This window comes from Streptosporangium sp. NPDC005286 (assembly GCF_040607515.1).
In the GTDB taxonomy this organism is placed as follows: domain Bacteria; phylum Actinomycetota; class Actinomycetes; order Streptosporangiales; family Streptosporangiaceae; genus Streptosporangium.
In genome coordinates this window covers 1-16,154 of the sequence record NZ_JBEXGU010000197.1, presented here as the reverse complement: position 1 = coordinate 16,154, position 16,154 = coordinate 1, and the positions used below count along the sequence as shown (strand labels likewise).

At 69.7% G+C, this 16,154-nt stretch carries 11 protein-coding genes and 3 pseudogenes; 7 read left to right on the top strand and 7 right to left on the bottom strand.

Features of this window, described 5'->3' with window-relative positions:
• Nucleotides 1-43: 43 nt before the first annotated feature.
• Nucleotides 44-1,048, bottom strand: coding sequence for a lytic polysaccharide monooxygenase (locus tag ABZU75_RS40315; RefSeq protein ID WP_355566686.1), 1,005 nt, complete (start codon nucleotides 1,046-1,048; stop codon nucleotides 44-46).
• 480 nt (nucleotides 1,049-1,528) lie between these two features.
• Complete coding sequence (locus ABZU75_RS40310) at nucleotides 1,529-2,554, bottom strand: M24 family metallopeptidase (protein ID WP_355566684.1); 1,026 nt, start codon at nucleotides 2,552-2,554, stop codon at nucleotides 1,529-1,531.
• 323 nt (nucleotides 2,555-2,877) lie between these two features.
• On the opposite strand from ABZU75_RS40310, the pseudogene ABZU75_RS40305 reads away from it, so the two are divergent.
• A pseudogene (locus ABZU75_RS40305) lies at nucleotides 2,878-3,234 on the top strand (molybdopterin dinucleotide binding domain-containing protein); the annotation flags it as partial.
• A 3-nt stretch (nucleotides 3,235-3,237) separates the two neighbouring features.
• Nucleotides 3,238-4,548: a flavodoxin domain-containing protein gene (locus ABZU75_RS40300; RefSeq protein ID WP_355566689.1), complete on the top strand. Its 1,311-nt coding sequence runs from the start codon at nucleotides 3,238-3,240 to the stop codon at nucleotides 4,546-4,548.
• A gap of 187 nt (nucleotides 4,549-4,735) precedes the next feature.
• Here the strand turns inward: ABZU75_RS40300 and ABZU75_RS40295 are convergent, their stop codons facing one another.
• On the bottom strand, nucleotides 4,736-5,947 hold the full coding sequence (locus ABZU75_RS40295) for an acyltransferase (RefSeq protein WP_355566681.1): 1,212 nt from the start codon (nucleotides 5,945-5,947) through the stop codon (nucleotides 4,736-4,738).
• Nucleotides 5,944-8,739, bottom strand: a complete 2,796-nt coding sequence (locus tag ABZU75_RS40290) for a condensation domain-containing protein (protein WP_355566678.1) — start codon at nucleotides 8,737-8,739, stop codon at nucleotides 5,944-5,946. The genes ABZU75_RS40295 and ABZU75_RS40290 overlap by 4 nt, the downstream gene beginning before the upstream one ends.
• A gap of 110 nt (nucleotides 8,740-8,849) precedes the next feature.
• Here ABZU75_RS40290 and ABZU75_RS40285 point away from each other — a divergent pair, with 110 nt between their 5' ends.
• The 3 genes from ABZU75_RS40285 (at nucleotide 8,850) to ABZU75_RS40275 (ending at nucleotide 11,144) form a co-directional block, all read left to right on the top strand.
• Nucleotides 8,850-9,614, top strand: a complete 765-nt coding sequence (locus tag ABZU75_RS40285) for an SDR family NAD(P)-dependent oxidoreductase (RefSeq protein WP_355566675.1) — start codon at nucleotides 8,850-8,852, stop codon at nucleotides 9,612-9,614.
• A 118-nt stretch (nucleotides 9,615-9,732) separates the two neighbouring features.
• Nucleotides 9,733-10,164 (top strand): VOC family protein, encoded by a 432-nt coding sequence (locus ABZU75_RS40280; RefSeq protein ID WP_355566672.1) that lies wholly within the window; start codon nucleotides 9,733-9,735, stop codon nucleotides 10,162-10,164.
• Nucleotides 10,161-11,144 carry a class I SAM-dependent methyltransferase gene (locus tag ABZU75_RS40275; RefSeq protein ID WP_355566670.1) on the top strand — a complete coding sequence of 328 codons (984 nt, stop codon included), beginning with the start codon at nucleotides 10,161-10,163 and terminating at the stop codon, nucleotides 11,142-11,144. The genes ABZU75_RS40280 and ABZU75_RS40275 overlap by 4 nt, the downstream gene beginning before the upstream one ends.
• 247 nt (nucleotides 11,145-11,391) lie before the next feature.
• Here ABZU75_RS40275 and ABZU75_RS40270 read toward each other — a convergent pair.
• Both ABZU75_RS40270 and ABZU75_RS40265 read right to left on the bottom strand, forming a co-directional pair.
• Nucleotides 11,392-12,626 (bottom strand): annotated as a pseudogene (locus ABZU75_RS40270) (IS701 family transposase).
• Nucleotides 12,627-13,001: 375 nt separating this feature from the next.
• Nucleotides 13,002-13,451 (bottom strand): MerR family transcriptional regulator, encoded by a 450-nt coding sequence (locus ABZU75_RS40265; protein WP_355566667.1) that lies wholly within the window; start codon nucleotides 13,449-13,451, stop codon nucleotides 13,002-13,004.
• Nucleotides 13,452-13,588: 137 nt separating this feature from the next.
• Between ABZU75_RS40265 and ABZU75_RS40260 the strand changes: the two genes are divergently transcribed.
• The gene (locus ABZU75_RS40260) at nucleotides 13,589-14,323 is read left to right on the top strand and encodes an SDR family oxidoreductase (protein ID WP_355566664.1); all 735 of its coding nucleotides are present in this window, start codon (nucleotides 13,589-13,591) and stop codon (nucleotides 14,321-14,323) included.
• A 321-nt stretch (nucleotides 14,324-14,644) separates the two neighbouring features.
• Here the strand turns inward: ABZU75_RS40260 and ABZU75_RS40255 are convergent.
• Nucleotides 14,645-15,289, bottom strand: a pseudogene (locus tag ABZU75_RS40255) (transposase).
• Between the two features lie 325 nt (nucleotides 15,290-15,614).
• On the opposite strand from ABZU75_RS40255, the gene ABZU75_RS40250 reads away from it, so the two are divergent.
• Complete coding sequence (locus ABZU75_RS40250; RefSeq protein ID WP_355566661.1) at nucleotides 15,615-16,055, top strand: hypothetical protein; 441 nt, start codon at nucleotides 15,615-15,617, stop codon at nucleotides 16,053-16,055.
• The last annotated feature ends 99 nt before the right edge of the window (nucleotides 16,056-16,154 follow it).

Here is a 16,154-nt window from a genome sequence, read left to right as displayed (position 1 = left end):
GCTGGAAGGCGGCGGGCCGACACGCGCGTACTCGGCGGGGAGATCAGGTCGCGGTGCAGGTGAGGGTGGGTGTGCCGCTGGTGCCGGAGCCGATGAACCCGAAGGTGGTGGCGGTGCCGGCGCCCAGTGAGCCGTTGTAGGCGGCGTTGCGGGCGCTGACCGCGGACCCGTTGGCGGTCACGGTCGCACTCCACGCCGAGCTGACCTGCTCACCGCCGGTGAAGGTCCAGTTCACCGTCCAGCCGGTGATCGCGCCGGAGCCGGCGGTCACGCGTACCTCGGCCTGGAAGCCGCCGGACCACTGGGAGACGGTGCGGTAGGTGGCCGAGCAGCCACCGGCCGGGGGCGAGGTGGGAGTCGGCGTGGGAGTGGGGGTCGGTGTGGGAGTCGGAGTCGGCGTGGGGGTGGGGGTGGGGTTCGTGCCGCCGGTGAAGTTGACGTCGCTGCAGAAGTAGTAGGACTGGTCGGAGTGGCTGGCCTGCCAGATGGTGTAGACGACGTGGTGGCCGGTACGGCCGGGCGCGTACACATCAATGGGCGTGGTGAGACCGGTGGGCACCTTGCCCACCTGGTTGACCAGTTCCAGGTCGCTCCACCTCAGCCGCTGGGTCTTGGGATCGTAGCCCTGTTTGGTGACGTAGACGCGGATGTAGTCCGCACCGTGCGAGGCCTGGTCCATCAGGTTCATGGTGAACCTGGCGGGACGGTCCACGGTCTTCCACGCGCCCGGCACGTCCATGGAGGCGTAGCGGCCGCTTTCGGTCAGGCCGCCGCTGCACAGCTGCCCGTCGGGGATCGCGGCCTGGTGGTTACCGGCGACGCCCTCGCGGTACAGCCCGTTCCAGTTCCACATCGCGTTGGTGTTGTTCTGCCATGCCTGCCAGCACATGGGGTCCTGCTGGGCCATGGCCGGGTTCTGGAAGTCGCTCCCCCAGCGCAGCCAGCAGCCGTAGTTGCGCGAGGCCGGGTCGCTGATCGAGCCGTGCGCCGAGGCGGGGACGACCATCACGGTGGTGAGCATGAGCGCGGCCGCGACCGCGACGAACACCCGCCGGAACCTGCTCCGGCGGGGAGGTGCGTCGGATGCGCCGGTATGGCCGCGTAAGAGTCGGAGCACGTGTGAACTCATCTGCACAGGTTTCCTTTCGAATGCTGGGATGACGAGTCCTGGCACGCCGAGTGAGGGCCGAGTCCTCATGCCAGAGGTGTCCCCACCGTCACCCAGTCCCCGGTCAGCGGCAACAGTGATCTATGGCTCTCGGCGGGCAACGGGCCGGGAGCTGGCCATACACCGCAAAGTCGGATGAAAAGTTCATCTACTCCGCCCGCACTCGTAGGCACCGACGAGCACGAAGCCGGGCCGCGATCGCCGAGTCCGCTTTCATCGGACGGACGATCGCGGCCCGGCCCGCGGCATCGAAGTCGTCCTCAGCCCGCTGCGGGAGGAGGCCATCGAGGTCTTCCGCACCTACGGCGCCCGCGACGTCGTCGTCTACAACGCCCGAGGCGCCTCCTGACCTGTTTCGCGTCAGCCGAGGTCGAGGAGTTGTTCGTGGAAGCCGCCGAAACCGCGTGCGGGATCGGTCAGGTGGATCTCAAGGATCCAGTGGCAGACACGGCCCGCACGCTCGGTGCGGCGCAGGGGCGTGGTGTTGCCGGGTGCGATGTAGGACTCGATCTCGGCGGCGTCGATCGTCTCGTGCGGGAACTCGCCGACGAGATGGCCTGCGTGGGAACCGCCGAGCGTCCAACCTGCTGCTCGGGCGAGCCTGCCGATCTCGGCGTGCAGGGCGGCACCGGTGATGTCGGGGTGGTCGGCGAAGTGGCGGCGGCCGGCGTCGAAGATTACGGGCAGGTCGGCGGCGAGGCGGTGTTTGACGGGGTCGTCGCCCAGGACGTAGGTGCGGCCGAGGTCGGCTTCGAAGTCCTGGAAGATCGGACCGAAGTCGGCGAAGACGATGTCGTCGTCCTCAACGGTCCGGTCCGGCGGATTCTCGCGGTAGGGGAAGAGGGTGTGCGGGCCTGACCTGATGATGCGCTTGTGCCAGTGGCGCATGGTCCCGTACATCTCGTCGGCCAGATCGCGGATCCGGTCGCTGATCGCCCGTTCGGTCTCGCCCGCGACGATGAGGTCCCTCTTGACGACCTCGTCGAACAGCGCGATCGCTTTGGCCTGGGCGTCGAGCAGGCGGTGGGAGCGGAAGTCCTCGGCGGTCGCGGCGTCGATGTAGACCCAGGCTTTCGCGCCGGACCGCAGATCGGCCTTCACCCGTAGATAGTCGTCGACCTCGTAGGCGTCGGCGGCCGCGAGGTCCGCAGAGGTGAGCGTGAACACCATGCCTTCGACCGCGTCGTGCGGGTCGTCGGAGTGCACGGCCACCGGGTGCTCGTCGCTTCCGCTGTCGGAGATCACCGAGGGATCGGTGATGGTCACGCTCTCCAGGCGGAAGCCCAGCAGCGCATCGGGGCGCCCGGCGAGTTCCCGTCCGAAACGGGCCGCCTGCACCTGCGGCAGCCGCAAGGTCCCATAGGAGAACAGCAGATGATCAGACAAGGTGAACCCCCGGAGTCATGTGGCACCTTCAAGGGCAGACCGGTACTTGGTCCGGCAATTGCCCAATATATATGCGCATCTGCCTTGTGATCTGAGCAAGACAGCACGCCAAGCCGTCCGGTGACCCGGGTCGTACCCGCAGGCGGCGGCCAGACCGAGGAGCGCGGGCCCCGCCGGGGTACCCGCGGGCGCCAGGCACGCACTCGCACTCGCCGCCAGCACCGAGGCTCCCATCAACCGCAGAGAACGCGTAACTGCCGCCAATATCCGACCACACCTCCGGCAAATGCCATGACGAAGATACGATTAGATATGCATATGCGATGATAAAAGGGTTTCGATCCCGCGGCGGCCGGTGTTCTTCGCCCGGCCCCATCTGCCCGCCCGGGAGATGCCGGACGACGACTACCCGTTCGCGCTCAACACCGGCCGGCTCCAGCACCAGTGGCACACCCTCACCAAGACCGGAAAAGTCGACAAGCTCAACCCCGGCCCCGTTCGTCGAGATCCACCCCGACGACGCCCGGGACCTCGGACTCACCGACGGAGACCCGGTCGAGGTCGCCTCCCGCCGTGGCAAGGCGGTCCTGCCCGCCGTCGTCACCGACCGGGTCCGGCCCGGCTGCTGCTTCGCCCCCTTCCACTGGAACGACCTGTTCGGCGAGTACCTCAGCGTCAACGCCGTGACCAACGACGCCGTCGACCCCCTGTCCTTCCAGCCGGAGTTCAAGGTCTGCGCCGTGTCCCTAGCCAAGTCGGCCATCCCCGTCGTCGTCACCCGGCCCGAAGGCGAGGCCACCGAGGTCGTGCCCGCCCAGCCGTCGGCTCCGGCGGCCTTCGGCGCGGATCACCCGGTGCTCGCGGACGTCCTCGGCATCACCGACCTCCGGCCGCCCGCCTTCGACGAACACGAACGCCACTACCTGGCAGGATTCCTCACCGGAATCGGGGCGGACCCGGCAGGGGTGCCGGTCCTGCCCCCCGCCGCACCACTCCGCCGCGAGCACGCGTTGTGGGTGGACGGACGCCTGGCCGGGCGGTTCTCCCGCGCCGCCTCTCACCCGACCATCGAACTGGCCGAACACCCCAGCCACAGCTCACCCGTGCAGGGCCGCATGATCACCGTGCTGTGGGCGTCACAGACGGGCAACGCCGAGGAGTTCGCCGCCACCGCGGCGCAGCGCCTCACCGCCGCCGGGCACAAGGTCACCCTTCTCGGCATGGACGACGCCGACCCCACCGCGTTGCCCCCCTCCGACACCCTCCTGATCACCAGCACCTTCGGTGACGGCGACGCACCCGACAACGGAAGCGTCTTCTGGGATGCCCTCGCCGCGACCGACACGCGCCTTGATCACCTCTGCTACTCCGTCCTGGCTTTCGGTGACTCCTCCTACAACGACTTCTGCGGCCACGGCCGCCGTCTCGACCAGCGCCTTGAAGAACTCGGCGCCACCCGGCTGTCCCCCCGCACCGACTGCGAACCCGGAACCTCCATCCCCATCCATGTCCAGCCCTCCCCGCACTTCCGACCGCCCGCTGACCCCGCCACCCCCATGGTCATGATTGGCCTCGGAACCGGCGTCGCCCCCTTCGTCGGCTTCCTCCACGACCGCCGCGCCCAAGGACACCCCGCCCCCAACTGGCTGTTCTTCGGAGAACAGCACCAGGCCACCGACTTCTACTACCGCGACGACCTCACCGCACTCCGCGACGACGGCACCCTCGACCGCCTCGACACCGCCTTCTCCCGAGACCAGCGCAACAAGATCTACGTCCAGGACCGCATGCACGAACACGGCCACCGTCTCTGGACCTGGCTGGAGAACGGCGCTCACCTCTACGTCTGCGGCGACGCCTCCCGCATGGCCAAAGACGTCGACAAAGCATTCCGTGACATCATCACCACCCATGGTGACCTCACCGAACAAGCCGCCGACATCTACGTCAAACGCCTGTCCACCGACAAACGCTACGTCCGCGACATCTACTGAAAGGGCGGAGGGGTGGCCGCCACTCCAGTCGAACCACGCGAAGCGGCCTCCTAGCACTGTGCCACTGAGCATCGACCCGCTTGCGTCCGGCGCATACCCCGAACCCCTCACGCAACTCCGCGCGCCCGGACACTCGGTCGTGGTCGTATGGCGGTGCGGTTCCGACTCCCCGCAGGCGCGCCCGGCCTCACATCGAGGGCTCCGCGCCCGGGGCCGGGGGTGCGGTCTTCGGTTCGCGGCGCAGCATGGCCCGCAGCCGCTTCTCGATCGGGTACTCGTACAGCCGGTACAGCCCCCACGACAGCAGCACGCTGACCGCCAGCCCGGCCACCGCGTACGGCAGGTGCGCCCAGCTGGGCGGCGGGAAGTCGTAGAGCGACTGCCGGCCGAACGCGTGCTTGGCGATCGGAAAGAGCACCAGGAAGTGCACCAGGTAGAAGGCGTAGGACCACTGGCCGAGCGCCACCAGCGGGCGGGAGCCGAGCAGGCTGCGCCGACCGGCCAGGTCGTTGGTCGCCGCCGCCGCGATGAGCAGCGCGAACACCACGATGCTGCCCCGGTTGGCGGCCTCGGCCAGCGCGGTCGGCCACAGGCCCGAGACGGACCACGCCCACAGCAGCGCGAAGTAGCCGACCGTGATCGCGGTCGCCGCGCGCAGCCCGAGCGGGCTGCGCCAGCCGCGGCGTACGGCGGCGGCGATCACGATGCCCAGCACGAACTCGCTGACCCGGGCGATCGGCGAGTGGGTGGCGAAGTAGTACAGGTCGGAGGTGAACCAGTTCTCCGGCGTGATCTGCGGATTGGCCAGCCAGAGCCAGACCCGGGTGCCGATGCTGATCGCGATGAGCACGGCGGCGATCGTCACCATCTGGCGCAGCGTGCGCCGCACGATCGGGCGGACCACGAACGGGAAGACCGCGTAGAAGAACGCCTCGCACGACAGCGACCAGGAGACGGTGTGCGGCACGGTGTCGCTCTGGAACGACGCCGGGATCCACGCCTGCACCAGGAGCAGCGTCGCGACCGTCCACCAGACCAGCGAGGTGCCGCCCTCGGTGGGCCAGAGCTGGCCGCCGACGAGCAGCGCGACCGCCGCGACGGTGGTGATGAGCAGCGACGGCCAGATCCTGGCGAAGCGGCGCCAGTAGAACCTCGGCGCGGTGTCGTTCTCAAAGAACGTCCAGGTCAGGACATATCCGGACAGGACGAAGAAGAAGGTGACCCCGGCGGTGCCGAGGATGAACAGCTCGTTGAGGTAGGGCAGCGGCAGCAGGATCGCGACGTGGCTGAAGAAGACGCCGAACGCGGCGAACCACCGCAGCCCGGTCAGCGACTCCAGCCTCGTCCTGGGGGGTCCCTCGCTCGTGGCCTGCGCGGGCTTGGCGGATACCGAGGTCATGACGACTTCCCCTCTCCGGTGAGGCCGGCCTGCGCGCGGCGCTCGTCGATGAGTGCCGCCTGCTCGCGGACCGTCGCGTGGCGCAGCAGGTCGGGCAGCTCCACCTCGATGCCGAACGCCACCTCGTAGCGCAGGCTGAGGCGGGCCAGGGTGAGCGAGTGGCCGCCGAGGTCGAGGAAGCCGTCGGCGGCGCCGATCTCCCGCACGCCGAGCAGTTCGCGCCAGATGCCGGCGACGGACTCCTCGGTGCCGCCCCTGATCGGCACCTGGCCGCCCTCGTCGCCCGGGGCCTCGGGGCTGGGCAACTCCTCGTGGGCGATGTCGCCCCGCGCGCTCCTGGGCAGCGCGTCGAGGACGACGACCGAGCCGGGCACCTGGTATTCGGGCAGGTGAGCGGTGAGCTTCCGCGGATCGATCCCGTCACCGGCCACGTACGCGACGAGCCGGTCGTGGCGCACGTCCACGATCGCCTCGACCACGCCGGGGCGGCCGGCCAGGGAGCGGGCCACCTCGTCGGTGTCCACCCGGAACCCGCCGACGGTGAACATCCGGTCGAAGCGGCCGAGCAGCTCCAGCGAGCCGTCGGGCAGGATCCGGCCCCGGTCCCCGGTGGCGGCGCCGCCGACGTGGATCTCGCCGGGTACGCCGGTGGCGCCAGGGCGCCCGGCCCGGCCGATGACCTCGATCGGGGTGCCGGCCAGCGGGACGCCGAGCGGGACGCCCCTGCGGGGCTCGGCGAGCGGGTCGATCCGGTGGGCCGCGGCCCAGCGCTCTCCGTACAGGGTCCAGGTGGGGACTCGCGCGGCCAGTTCCCGTACCAGGGGGTCCGGGGTGGTGGCCGCGTCGCAGAGCGCGGTGAACGGACGGCCTTCCGGCAGGGCGTTCTCGCGCAGCAGCAGCCGCCACGTGGCCGATGGGGCGTGCACGACCGTGGCGTCCCCGACCAGGGTCCTCAGCCGCTCGATGTCACGGGCGGCCTTGGGGGGCGCGATCACCAGGTGCGCGCCGGAGAAGAGGGCCAGCAGCATGGCGTCGGCGAGCGCGCCGGAGGCGGGCGGGGCGAAGGTGAGCACGGTGCCGGTGGCGCCCAGGCCGATCCGCGAGGCCAGGTCCGCGGCCCGCGCGCAGCCCGCGTCCCGCGGGCCGCCATCGGCCTTGAGCCTGGCGTACCACCACACGGCGAGGTCGGGGGTGTCGGCGGCCGGCGGTTCGGCCCCCTTGCGCACGGCGGGTGCCAGGGCTTCGGCGTGCGCGTCGAGCTGGGCGTAGGTCAGCGTGCCGTCGACGGAGGTGACGGCGGGCGAGTCCGGTGCGCGCCGCGCCCGCCCGGCCAGGACGGCGGCCGGAGGTTCGGCGCCGACGGTCTCGGGCTGGGGGAACCTCGGGGAGGCGGGCAGCCGGAGGTCGCCGACCTGACGGTCGGGCTGGGCGCACGCCTCGGTGAGCAGGAGCGTGAACTGCTCGGCGAGGACCTCGACGGTCGCGGGGTCGAACAGGTCGTCGTTGTAACCCCACAGGCCCGCCATGCCGTCGCCGTCGACGCTGAAGTCCACCATCAGGTCGAAGTGCGAGACCTCGACGTCGGGCACGAACTCCGAGGCCCGCACGCCCGGCAGGTTCAGGAAGACGCCGTCGTTGTCGCGTACCCCGAGCCCCGCCTGGAACAGCGGCGTGTGGCTCCGCGGCCGCTGCGGGTGCAGCTCGCGCACCAGTTCCTCGAAGGGCATCTCCTCGTGGTCGTGGCCCTCGACGGAGGCGTGCCGCACCCGGCGCAGCAGCTCGCGGAAGGTGGGCTCGCCGCGCAGGTCGAGGCGGAGACAGATGATGTTGATGAAGCAGCCGACGAGCTCTTCGAGCTCGGGCCGGATGCGTCCGGCGGCGGGTACCGCGGTGACGATGTCGGCCTGGTCGGCGTAGCGCGACAGCAGCACGCCGTAGGCGGCCAGCAGGACGGTGAACGGGGTGGTGCCCTCCTCGCGCGCCATCGCGCGCGCCGCGCCGACGACGTCCGCGGGCAGCCGGGAGCGGTGGAAGCGGCCCGCGCGGCTCCGCTGCGGCGGGCGGGGCCGGTCCGAGGGCAGGTCGAGCAGCCGGGGCACGCCCTCCAGGGTCCGCCGCCAGTAGTCGACCAGGCGCGAGCGCACCTCCTCGGTGCGCAGCCGCTCGCGCTGCCAGACCGAGAAGTCGGTGTACTGCAGATCCAGTTCGGGCAGGGGCGCCGAGGAGGTGTAGAGGGCCTCGATCTCGCGCCCGACGATGCCGAAGGACGGGTCGTCGAAGACGATGTGGTGGAAGGTCAGCACGAGCACGTGGTCGTCGGGCCCCAGCCTGAGCAGCAGGGCCCGCCCCAGCGGTCCGTGCCGCAGGTCGAACGGGGCCAGGATATCGTCGGCGGCCATCCGCGCGGCCTCGTCCTCGGGACTGGCCCCGGGATCGGGCTCGCCGGCCAGGTCGACGGAGCGCAGCACGCCGGTGGGCGCGTCGCCGACGCGCTGGACGGGCATGCCGTCGATCTCCTCGACGGTGGAGCGCAGGATCTCGTGCCGCCTGATCACCTCGCAGAGCGCCCGGTCGAGGGCTCCGGCGTCGAGGGGGCCGCGCAGTCGCAGGGTGGCGGGCACGTGGTAGAACCCGAATCCCGGATTGAACCTCTCGCCGAACCAGATGCGCTCCTGGGTGGAGGAGACCGGCACCCCCTCCTCGGGTATCGCGCGTCGTGGGATGCGATCTCGCTCGCGCCGCCGGCGGGCGATCAGGTCGTGCACATTGTCAGCGCCGTTGGAAATCGTCATTGGTTACCTCACGTCTGTGGGGTGCAGCGTGAATGCGGAATTTCGCGTCAGGATATGTCTTGATAAGTAATCACATTCGCCTAGCATTGCGGAAAGGCGGCCAAACGGATATGGAGCTGCGAGGGGTGACGGCACTGGTGTCGGGGGCCGGTGGAGGGCTGGGCGCCGCCACCGCGCGCGAGCTCGCCGAGGCCGGCGCACACGTGGTCGTGGCCGACACCGACACCCGTACGGGAGCCGCGGTGGCGGGCGAGGTGGGTGGCACGTTCGTGGAGACCGACGTGACCCGCGCCGAGTCGGTCGAGCACGCCGTGGAGGTGGCCGCGGGACTCACCGGGCCGTTGCGGGTGGCGGTGAGCTGCGCGGGCATCGCACCCGCCGCCCGCACGCTCGGCCTCGACGGCCGCCCGCACGACCTGGAGACCTTCGAGCGGGCGCTGGCGGTCAACCTGGTCGGCACCTTCAACGTGATGCGCCTGGCCGCCGCCGCGATGGCCGCGACCGAGCCGCTACAGGACGGCGAGCGGGGCGTGGTCGTCAACACCTCCTCCGCCGCCGCCGAGGACGGCCAGGCCGGTCAGACCGCCTACGCCGCCTCCAAGGGCGCGGTCGCCGCGCTGACCCTGCCGGCTGCCCGCGACCTGGCCTCGGTCGGCGTACGGGTGTGCGCGCTCTCCCCCGGCCTGTTCGACACCCCGCTGTTCGAGGCGATCCCGCCGGAGTTCCGGCGCCCGCTGGTACGGCAGATCGTCTTCCCGCCCCGGCTGGGAACGCCGCAGGAGTTCGCCCGCGCGGTCCGGGCCGTGTGCGAGCTGGGCTACCTCAACGCGACGGTCGTCCGCCTGGACGGCGGCCTGCGCCTGCCGAACACGTGACCGGTTCGTGGAACCCGTGAAAGCGGTGCAAATCGCGAACGCCCGGACGTCTCGCCGGCGGGATGCGGGGTAGCGTTCCCGTACGTTTCCAAGGTCACCGACCGAGGGAGAGAGAGAAATGCTCAACCCACCCGACGGAATGCCGAGAATCACCCCCGTCCTCTTCTACGCCGACCTCGGAAAAGCCATCGAATGGCTCATCGAGGCGTTCGGATTCGAAAAGCGGAAGGTGCTGAACGACGACGACGGCTCCATCGTGCACGCCGAGCTGTCGTTCGGCGAGGGGGTCGTGCAGCTCGCCGGGACGGGTGACGGCCGCAGGCACGAGCCGCGGGGCCAGGGCGAGCCGCACCAGAGCCTGTACGTGTTCGTCGACGACGTGGACGAGCACCACGAGCGCGCGAGGAAGGCCGGGGCGGTGATCCGCGACGAGCCGGGCACCCGCTTCTACGGCGACCGCAACTACACCGCCGAGGACCTGGAAGGCCACCACTGGGTCTTCGCCCGCCGGATCGAGGAGATCCCGTACGACGAGATCGACACCCCGTGAGCGCCGTAGATCAGGTCAGGGAGCTGTACGAGCGCTACCCCTGCCCCTCCCTGACCGTCGGCGACGACCTGATCCTGGACCTGGCGCTCGGCATCGGCATGGTCGCCAGGGACAAGACCCTGGCCGGCAAACGAGTGCTGGACGCCGGCTGCGGCACCGGCCACCAGCTGCTCGGGCTCGCCTCGCAGTATCCGCGGGCGAGCTTCACCGGCATGGACCTGTCGCAGTCCTCGCTCGACGTGGCCGGGGAGCTGCGCGAGCGCAACGGGCTGACCAACGTGGAGCTGGTACGCGGCGCCATCGGCGGGGACGGTTTCGAGGGGCCCTACGACCTCATCGTGATGACCGGGGTGCTGCACTGCCTCGACGACCCCCGCGCGGGCCTGGCCTGGCTGGCCGAACGGCTCTCCCCCGGCGGCCTGATGTACCTGTGGCTCTTCCACAGCTTCGGCGAGCACCAGCGGCTGATCGACCGCGAGCTGGTACGGCTGCTCTCGGGCGGCGACACCGGCGAGGAGGGCCTGTCGGTGGTGCACCGACTGGGCCTGGGCCGCTCCGCGGGCCGCTACGGCACGCACTCCTCGGCGACCGGCGACCCGCGCGACCAGGATGTGCTGGACGCCGACGCCTACCTGCACCCGGTGATGCGCACCCACCGCTTCGGCGACGCGGCCCGCCTGTTCGAGGGCCTGGACGGGATCGGCTGGGTCGCGCTGAACGGCGTCAACTGGGACGGCGGCGGCAAGATCCTGGACCTGGGCCGCCGCCACCCTACCTCCCCGGTCTTCCTGTCGGACGCCGACCTGTTCGACGACGAGGAGCTGCTGGCCCGCTACACCGCCCTGCCCGCCGCCGAGCGAGCCGCGGTGATGGAACTGCGCCTGGCCCCGACCGGCTTCACCATCGTGGCCGGCGCCCCGGGAGCCGAGGAGCTCTGCGAGCCCAGGATCACGGGCAACATCCTGCTCAGAAACCACTAGTGCAACGTTCCTCGTTGGAGACACAGATTCCTGCCGGCGCGGGATGCCGAAGGCCAGGGAAGGCCTCCCGACAACCTCGGGTTCTCCACCGCACGTTCGCTATCCCCGTTGAGGAACGCAGCACTAGTAGGGCTTGGTTAGGTGGGGACGGGCTGGGCGTGTCTGGGTAGCGTGCGGCGGCAGGTGGGGCAGATCCCGGACCAGCAGGCCAGAAGCAGCTGCAACTCGGCGATGACCTGGTAGGTGCTCAAGCCGCAGCCGGCGCTTTTGGGTTGAGTCGTTCAAGGGTGCAGAACGCGTGTGCGACCGAGACCAGGGTGACGTGGTGGTGCCAGCCGCTCCAGGTACGGCCCTCGAAATGGTCCAGGCCCAATCCGGTCTTCAGCTCACGGTAGTCGTGCTCGACCCGCCAGCGGATCTTCGCCATTCTCACCAGGCGCCGCAGCGGGAGGTCGCCGGGCAGGGTGGACAGCCAATACTTGACCGGCTCGCTCTCGCCCGGTGGCCATTCGGCCAAAAGCCAGCACTCCGGCAGTTCTTCACCGGCATGGGCGCGGCGGATCCGCACCCCGCGGGCCGTACCCGCAGCGCGGCGAACCGGGAGCGCAGCGGCCCTTTGGACCCGGGCCGCCAGGTCACCGTGTGCAGCGCGCGCCGCCCGGCGGCAGTAACCATCTGCCGGGCCGAGCACGGCTTATCCCGGTAACGCGGCACCGGCCGCCGTCCGACCCCGCCATAGGCCGCAGCGGTGCGGCAGGCCCCGGCCTCCAGCAACGCGGTATCGGAACGCACCCCCACCACGTAAGGGATGCCACGCTCGGTCAGGCCCAGGCGGAAGGCTCCGTCTTGACCGTAGCCCTCATCCGCGACCACCAGCGGCGGATCCAGTCCCCAGCAGCACAGCTCGTCGATCATGTCGATGGCCAGTTGCCACTTGGGCACATGAGCGACGTCCTCAGGGATCCGGGCCCGGCACCTGCGCGCCGCCACCGCGGCCGGATCCGCTGCCCGCGGCGAGGCCGCATCCCACTGTTCTGGCACGAACAGCCGCCAGTTCACCGGACACGACGCGGCGTCGGTGACCAGATGCACGCTGGGGGCGACCTGGCAGTTGGCGGTCTTGCCCAGTGCCCCGCAGTATTGCGCGGCCACGCCCGGCGACTCATCGCCGTCCTTGGGAAAGGACACATCATCGACCACCCAGGCGGCCGGGTCGATCGCCGCGTCCATCCACCAGGCCAGCTCGGCCAGCACCAGCTGATGCGACCAGGGGGCATCGGTGAGAAACTGCTGCAGCCCTTGGCGGTCCACGCCCAGCCGGGCCGCCATCGGCTCCATCGATTTACGCGCCCCGTCGGTCAGCAGGCCACGCACATACCGCTCGCCCCACCACCGCTGATCAGCACGGGCAAAACAAGAGAACACCTCAGCGGCAAACGTCTCCAGTCGCGCCCGCACGACCTCAAGTTCTTGAGGGGTCATCTTCCCTCACCCCCAAAGCAGGTGACATACCATCTCCTACCCGAGGTAACCAAGTCCTACTAGTGCTCCGTTCCTCATTGGAGGTAGCGAACGCGCTGCGGGGAAGCCGGGATCGTCGGCCCTGCCTTCCTGGTGCCAGGACCGGGGTGGATCTGTACTTCCGGTGAGGAACGTCGCACTAGCCCCTGGTGCGAGCGCGGCGAGGATCTCGGGGTTGACTGCGGTCTCCCCGCGCGAAGCGGGCGGGGAGACCGCAGGGAATCTCTGACCCCTCTGATCGGGTTCGTTGACGCGGACGTATCTGTGTCAGGAGGCCGATGTGATGAGTTGAGTGCTGATGACGAGGCGCCGCTGGAGGTTCCTGCCGTCCCGCGGTCAGCCGGTGATGGGCATGTCCGCAGCCGGGCTGGCCGCAACCGTCGTTGCGTCGGTAGCGCTGTACGGCGCCCAGGCGGGTTCGCGGAGAGCGGGGCAATGTTCGGGGGTTGGATGGTTCGCGATGTCGATGATGTCGTCGAGGGCGTCGCGCGCGGCGGCGAGGTCGGCCATGGCGGCGGTGATGCGGTTGCGCTCGGCCGCCAGCAGCTCGAACACCTCGGGGGGGCCGTGGCCGGTGTCGACACAGGGCAGCAGCTGCAGGATGGTGCGGCTGGGCAGGCCTGCGGTGAAGAACTGCTGGATCAGCCGGACACGTTCGACGGCCGACTCGGGGTAGGTCCGTTGACCGTTGGGGGTGCGTTCCGGGGCGAGCAGACCCTGCTCTTCGTAGTAGCGGAGAGCTCTGGTGCTGACCCCCGCCCGGTGCGCGACATCGCCTATCCGCATCTGCATCCTCCTCTGACTCTGACTTCGCGATTCTCGGCTTGACCTTGACGTCAACGTGAACTCTTAGGGTAGTCGAAGCCGGGCCGGATGCGGCCCCGCCGAAACCCGAGAAGGCCTACGCAGGAAGCAAGGAATCCATGAATATCGCCGACCAGATCGCCCTTGTCACCGGATCCAACCGCGGTATCGGCCGTCAGTTCGTGCTCGAGCTGCTTGAGCGCGGGGTGAGCAAGGTGTACGCGACGACCCGCCGCTCCGAGAGCCTCGAGGGCCTCTACTTCGACGACAGCCGGGTGGTGCCGCTGCGACTCGATCTGCTCGACCACGAGTCCGTCGTTACGGCCGCGGCGACCGCGCGCGATGTGACGCTCCTCATCAACAACGCCGGCATCGTGACCGGCGCCCCCCTCGTCACTGGCGACCTCACCGAAGTGCGCCGCGAGATGGATACGCACTTCTGGGGCACGCTCGACGTGATCCGCGAGTTCAGTCCCGTCCTCGCGGCGAACGGCGGCGGCGCGATCGTGAACGTGCTGTCGGCGCTGTCTTGGTTCGCCGCCCCCGGCACCAGCTCGTACTCCGCCGCCAAGGCCGCCGAATGGAACATGACCAACGGCGTGCGCCTCGAGCTCGCCGCTCAGGACACGTTGGTTCAGGGTGTCCTCCTCGGCGCTGCCGACACGGACATGTCGTCCGGCTACGACGGACCCAAGATCGATCCCCGTGATGTCCCGCGCCTGTCGCTCGACGGCTTGGCCGCCGGGTCGCTCGAGGTGATCGTCGATGACTGGACCGCGATGGTGAAGGCATCGCTCGCGGGCGACCCCGCCCCGTTTTACACGCAGATCACCGAGCTGCTCGGCGCCAGCTGAGCAACTCGGCAGGCACCTTCTTTCGCGAGATCGCACTTCAGCTTGCCCCTAGGCACCTGCGGCAGCTGAAGTGCGATCTCGCGATAGCCCCGAGGGGCCATGGGGAACGCGGCCCCGAGCAGTAATCGGCCCGGCGGAGATCGAGCGAGGGCAGCCGGCCCCGTTCTCCGACTCTGATTCGTCTGTACGAGATGTCCGTCCGAGACTACTCGCCTGAGCCAGCGAGGTGCCGAGGACGACCGAACCGGCCGCAACGAGCAGCACCACCGTCCAGCAGCGCTGCCATGCGACGCCACAGGTTGCCCGGCGGGTGCTTCCGGTTCAGGGGCACGGCGTCCTGGTGCGGCAGACACCGGCCGCCAAAAGCGCGGTATCGGAGCGCACCCCCACCACGTAGGCGATGTTCCGCTCGGTCAGGGCCAGCCGGAAGGTCCCGTCTTGGCCATACCCTTCATCGGCGACCACCAGCGGCGCATCCAGCCCCAACATGCCGGCTCATCCAGCATGTCCACGGCCGGCCGCCATTTGGGCACATGCGCCACCTCCTCAGGGATCCGAGCCCGGCGGCGGCGCGCCGTCACCGCTTCGGCCTCCGGCACCCGGGGCGAGGACGGATCCCACAGCCGCCGGTTCACCGGACACGACGCGGCGCCGGTGACCAGATGCACGCTCGGGGCGACCTGGCAGTTGGCCCTCTTGCCCAGCACCCCGTAGTACTGCGCGGCCACGCCCGGCGACTCATCGCCGTCCTTGACAAAGGACACATCGTCGACCACCCACGCCACCGGGTCGATCGCCGCCTCCATCCGCCATCGGCTCCATCGACTTACGCACCCCATCGGTCAGCAGGCCCCGCACATACCGTTCGCCCCACCGCCGCTGATCAGCACGGGCAAAACCGGAGAACACCTCAGCGGCGAAGGTCTCCAACCGCCCCCGCACGGCGTCCAGTTCTTGAGGGGTCATCTTCCCCCACCCCCAAAGCAGGTGACATACCGTCTCCTACCCGAGGTAACCAAGTCCTACTAGGGCCCTCGTCGTCGCGGTCAGTTTTTGGGGGTGCGGTTCTTAACGGCACCCCATACCGCCGCGCGGCTGTCCGCCGGCTCTCCGGATCCTTCCGGCTCCCCGGATTCCTCGGCGGGATGAGGCGGCGGACCGGGCGGTGCGCCACGGGCAGTGACTCGCAAGAGGGTTCCAAGTCGTCTCGCGTATCACTGGTGACGGATCACCCGAGCCGAGAAGAACCCGCGCCGGGAAGCACAGGGAAGCACAGGAAAGAGGAGAGACGATGCGCAGGATCGTCCGTGGAGCGCTGCTGGCCACCGCGCTCGTGCTGGGACTGCCCGCCGCGGCGAGCGCGACGGCCCAGGGCGACTTCTATCTGGGGACGGTCAGATCCGGCTCCGGGCATTCCGGGTACGCCAAGGCTCAGCTGTGGGTCACCGGCTTCAACGAGAGCCACTTCACCGCGTACGGCAGGATCTACGACCGAGACCGCCACCCCGGTCACTGCGCCTGGGTTCGCGCCAGGTTCCACTACCAGAAGGGCGGGCCGTCCTGGTCGCCGGTGCGCTGGTCCTGCGCCTCCTCCGGGTACAAGGGCTACCTTTTCGAGACGAAGGGCCAGGTCAAGAGGATCGACCTCAAGGTCTGCGTCTACCAGCCGAAGCGGAACGCGCTCTCGCACTGCCGGGTCGAGACCATCAGGGACGAGGACCTCGCGAACTGACCCGCGGCGTGGTCGGCGTACTACTACAACGGCCACATCTACTCCAGTGACATCACCAGGGGCCTGGACGTGCTCCGCATCGACGACCCGCTGACCGAT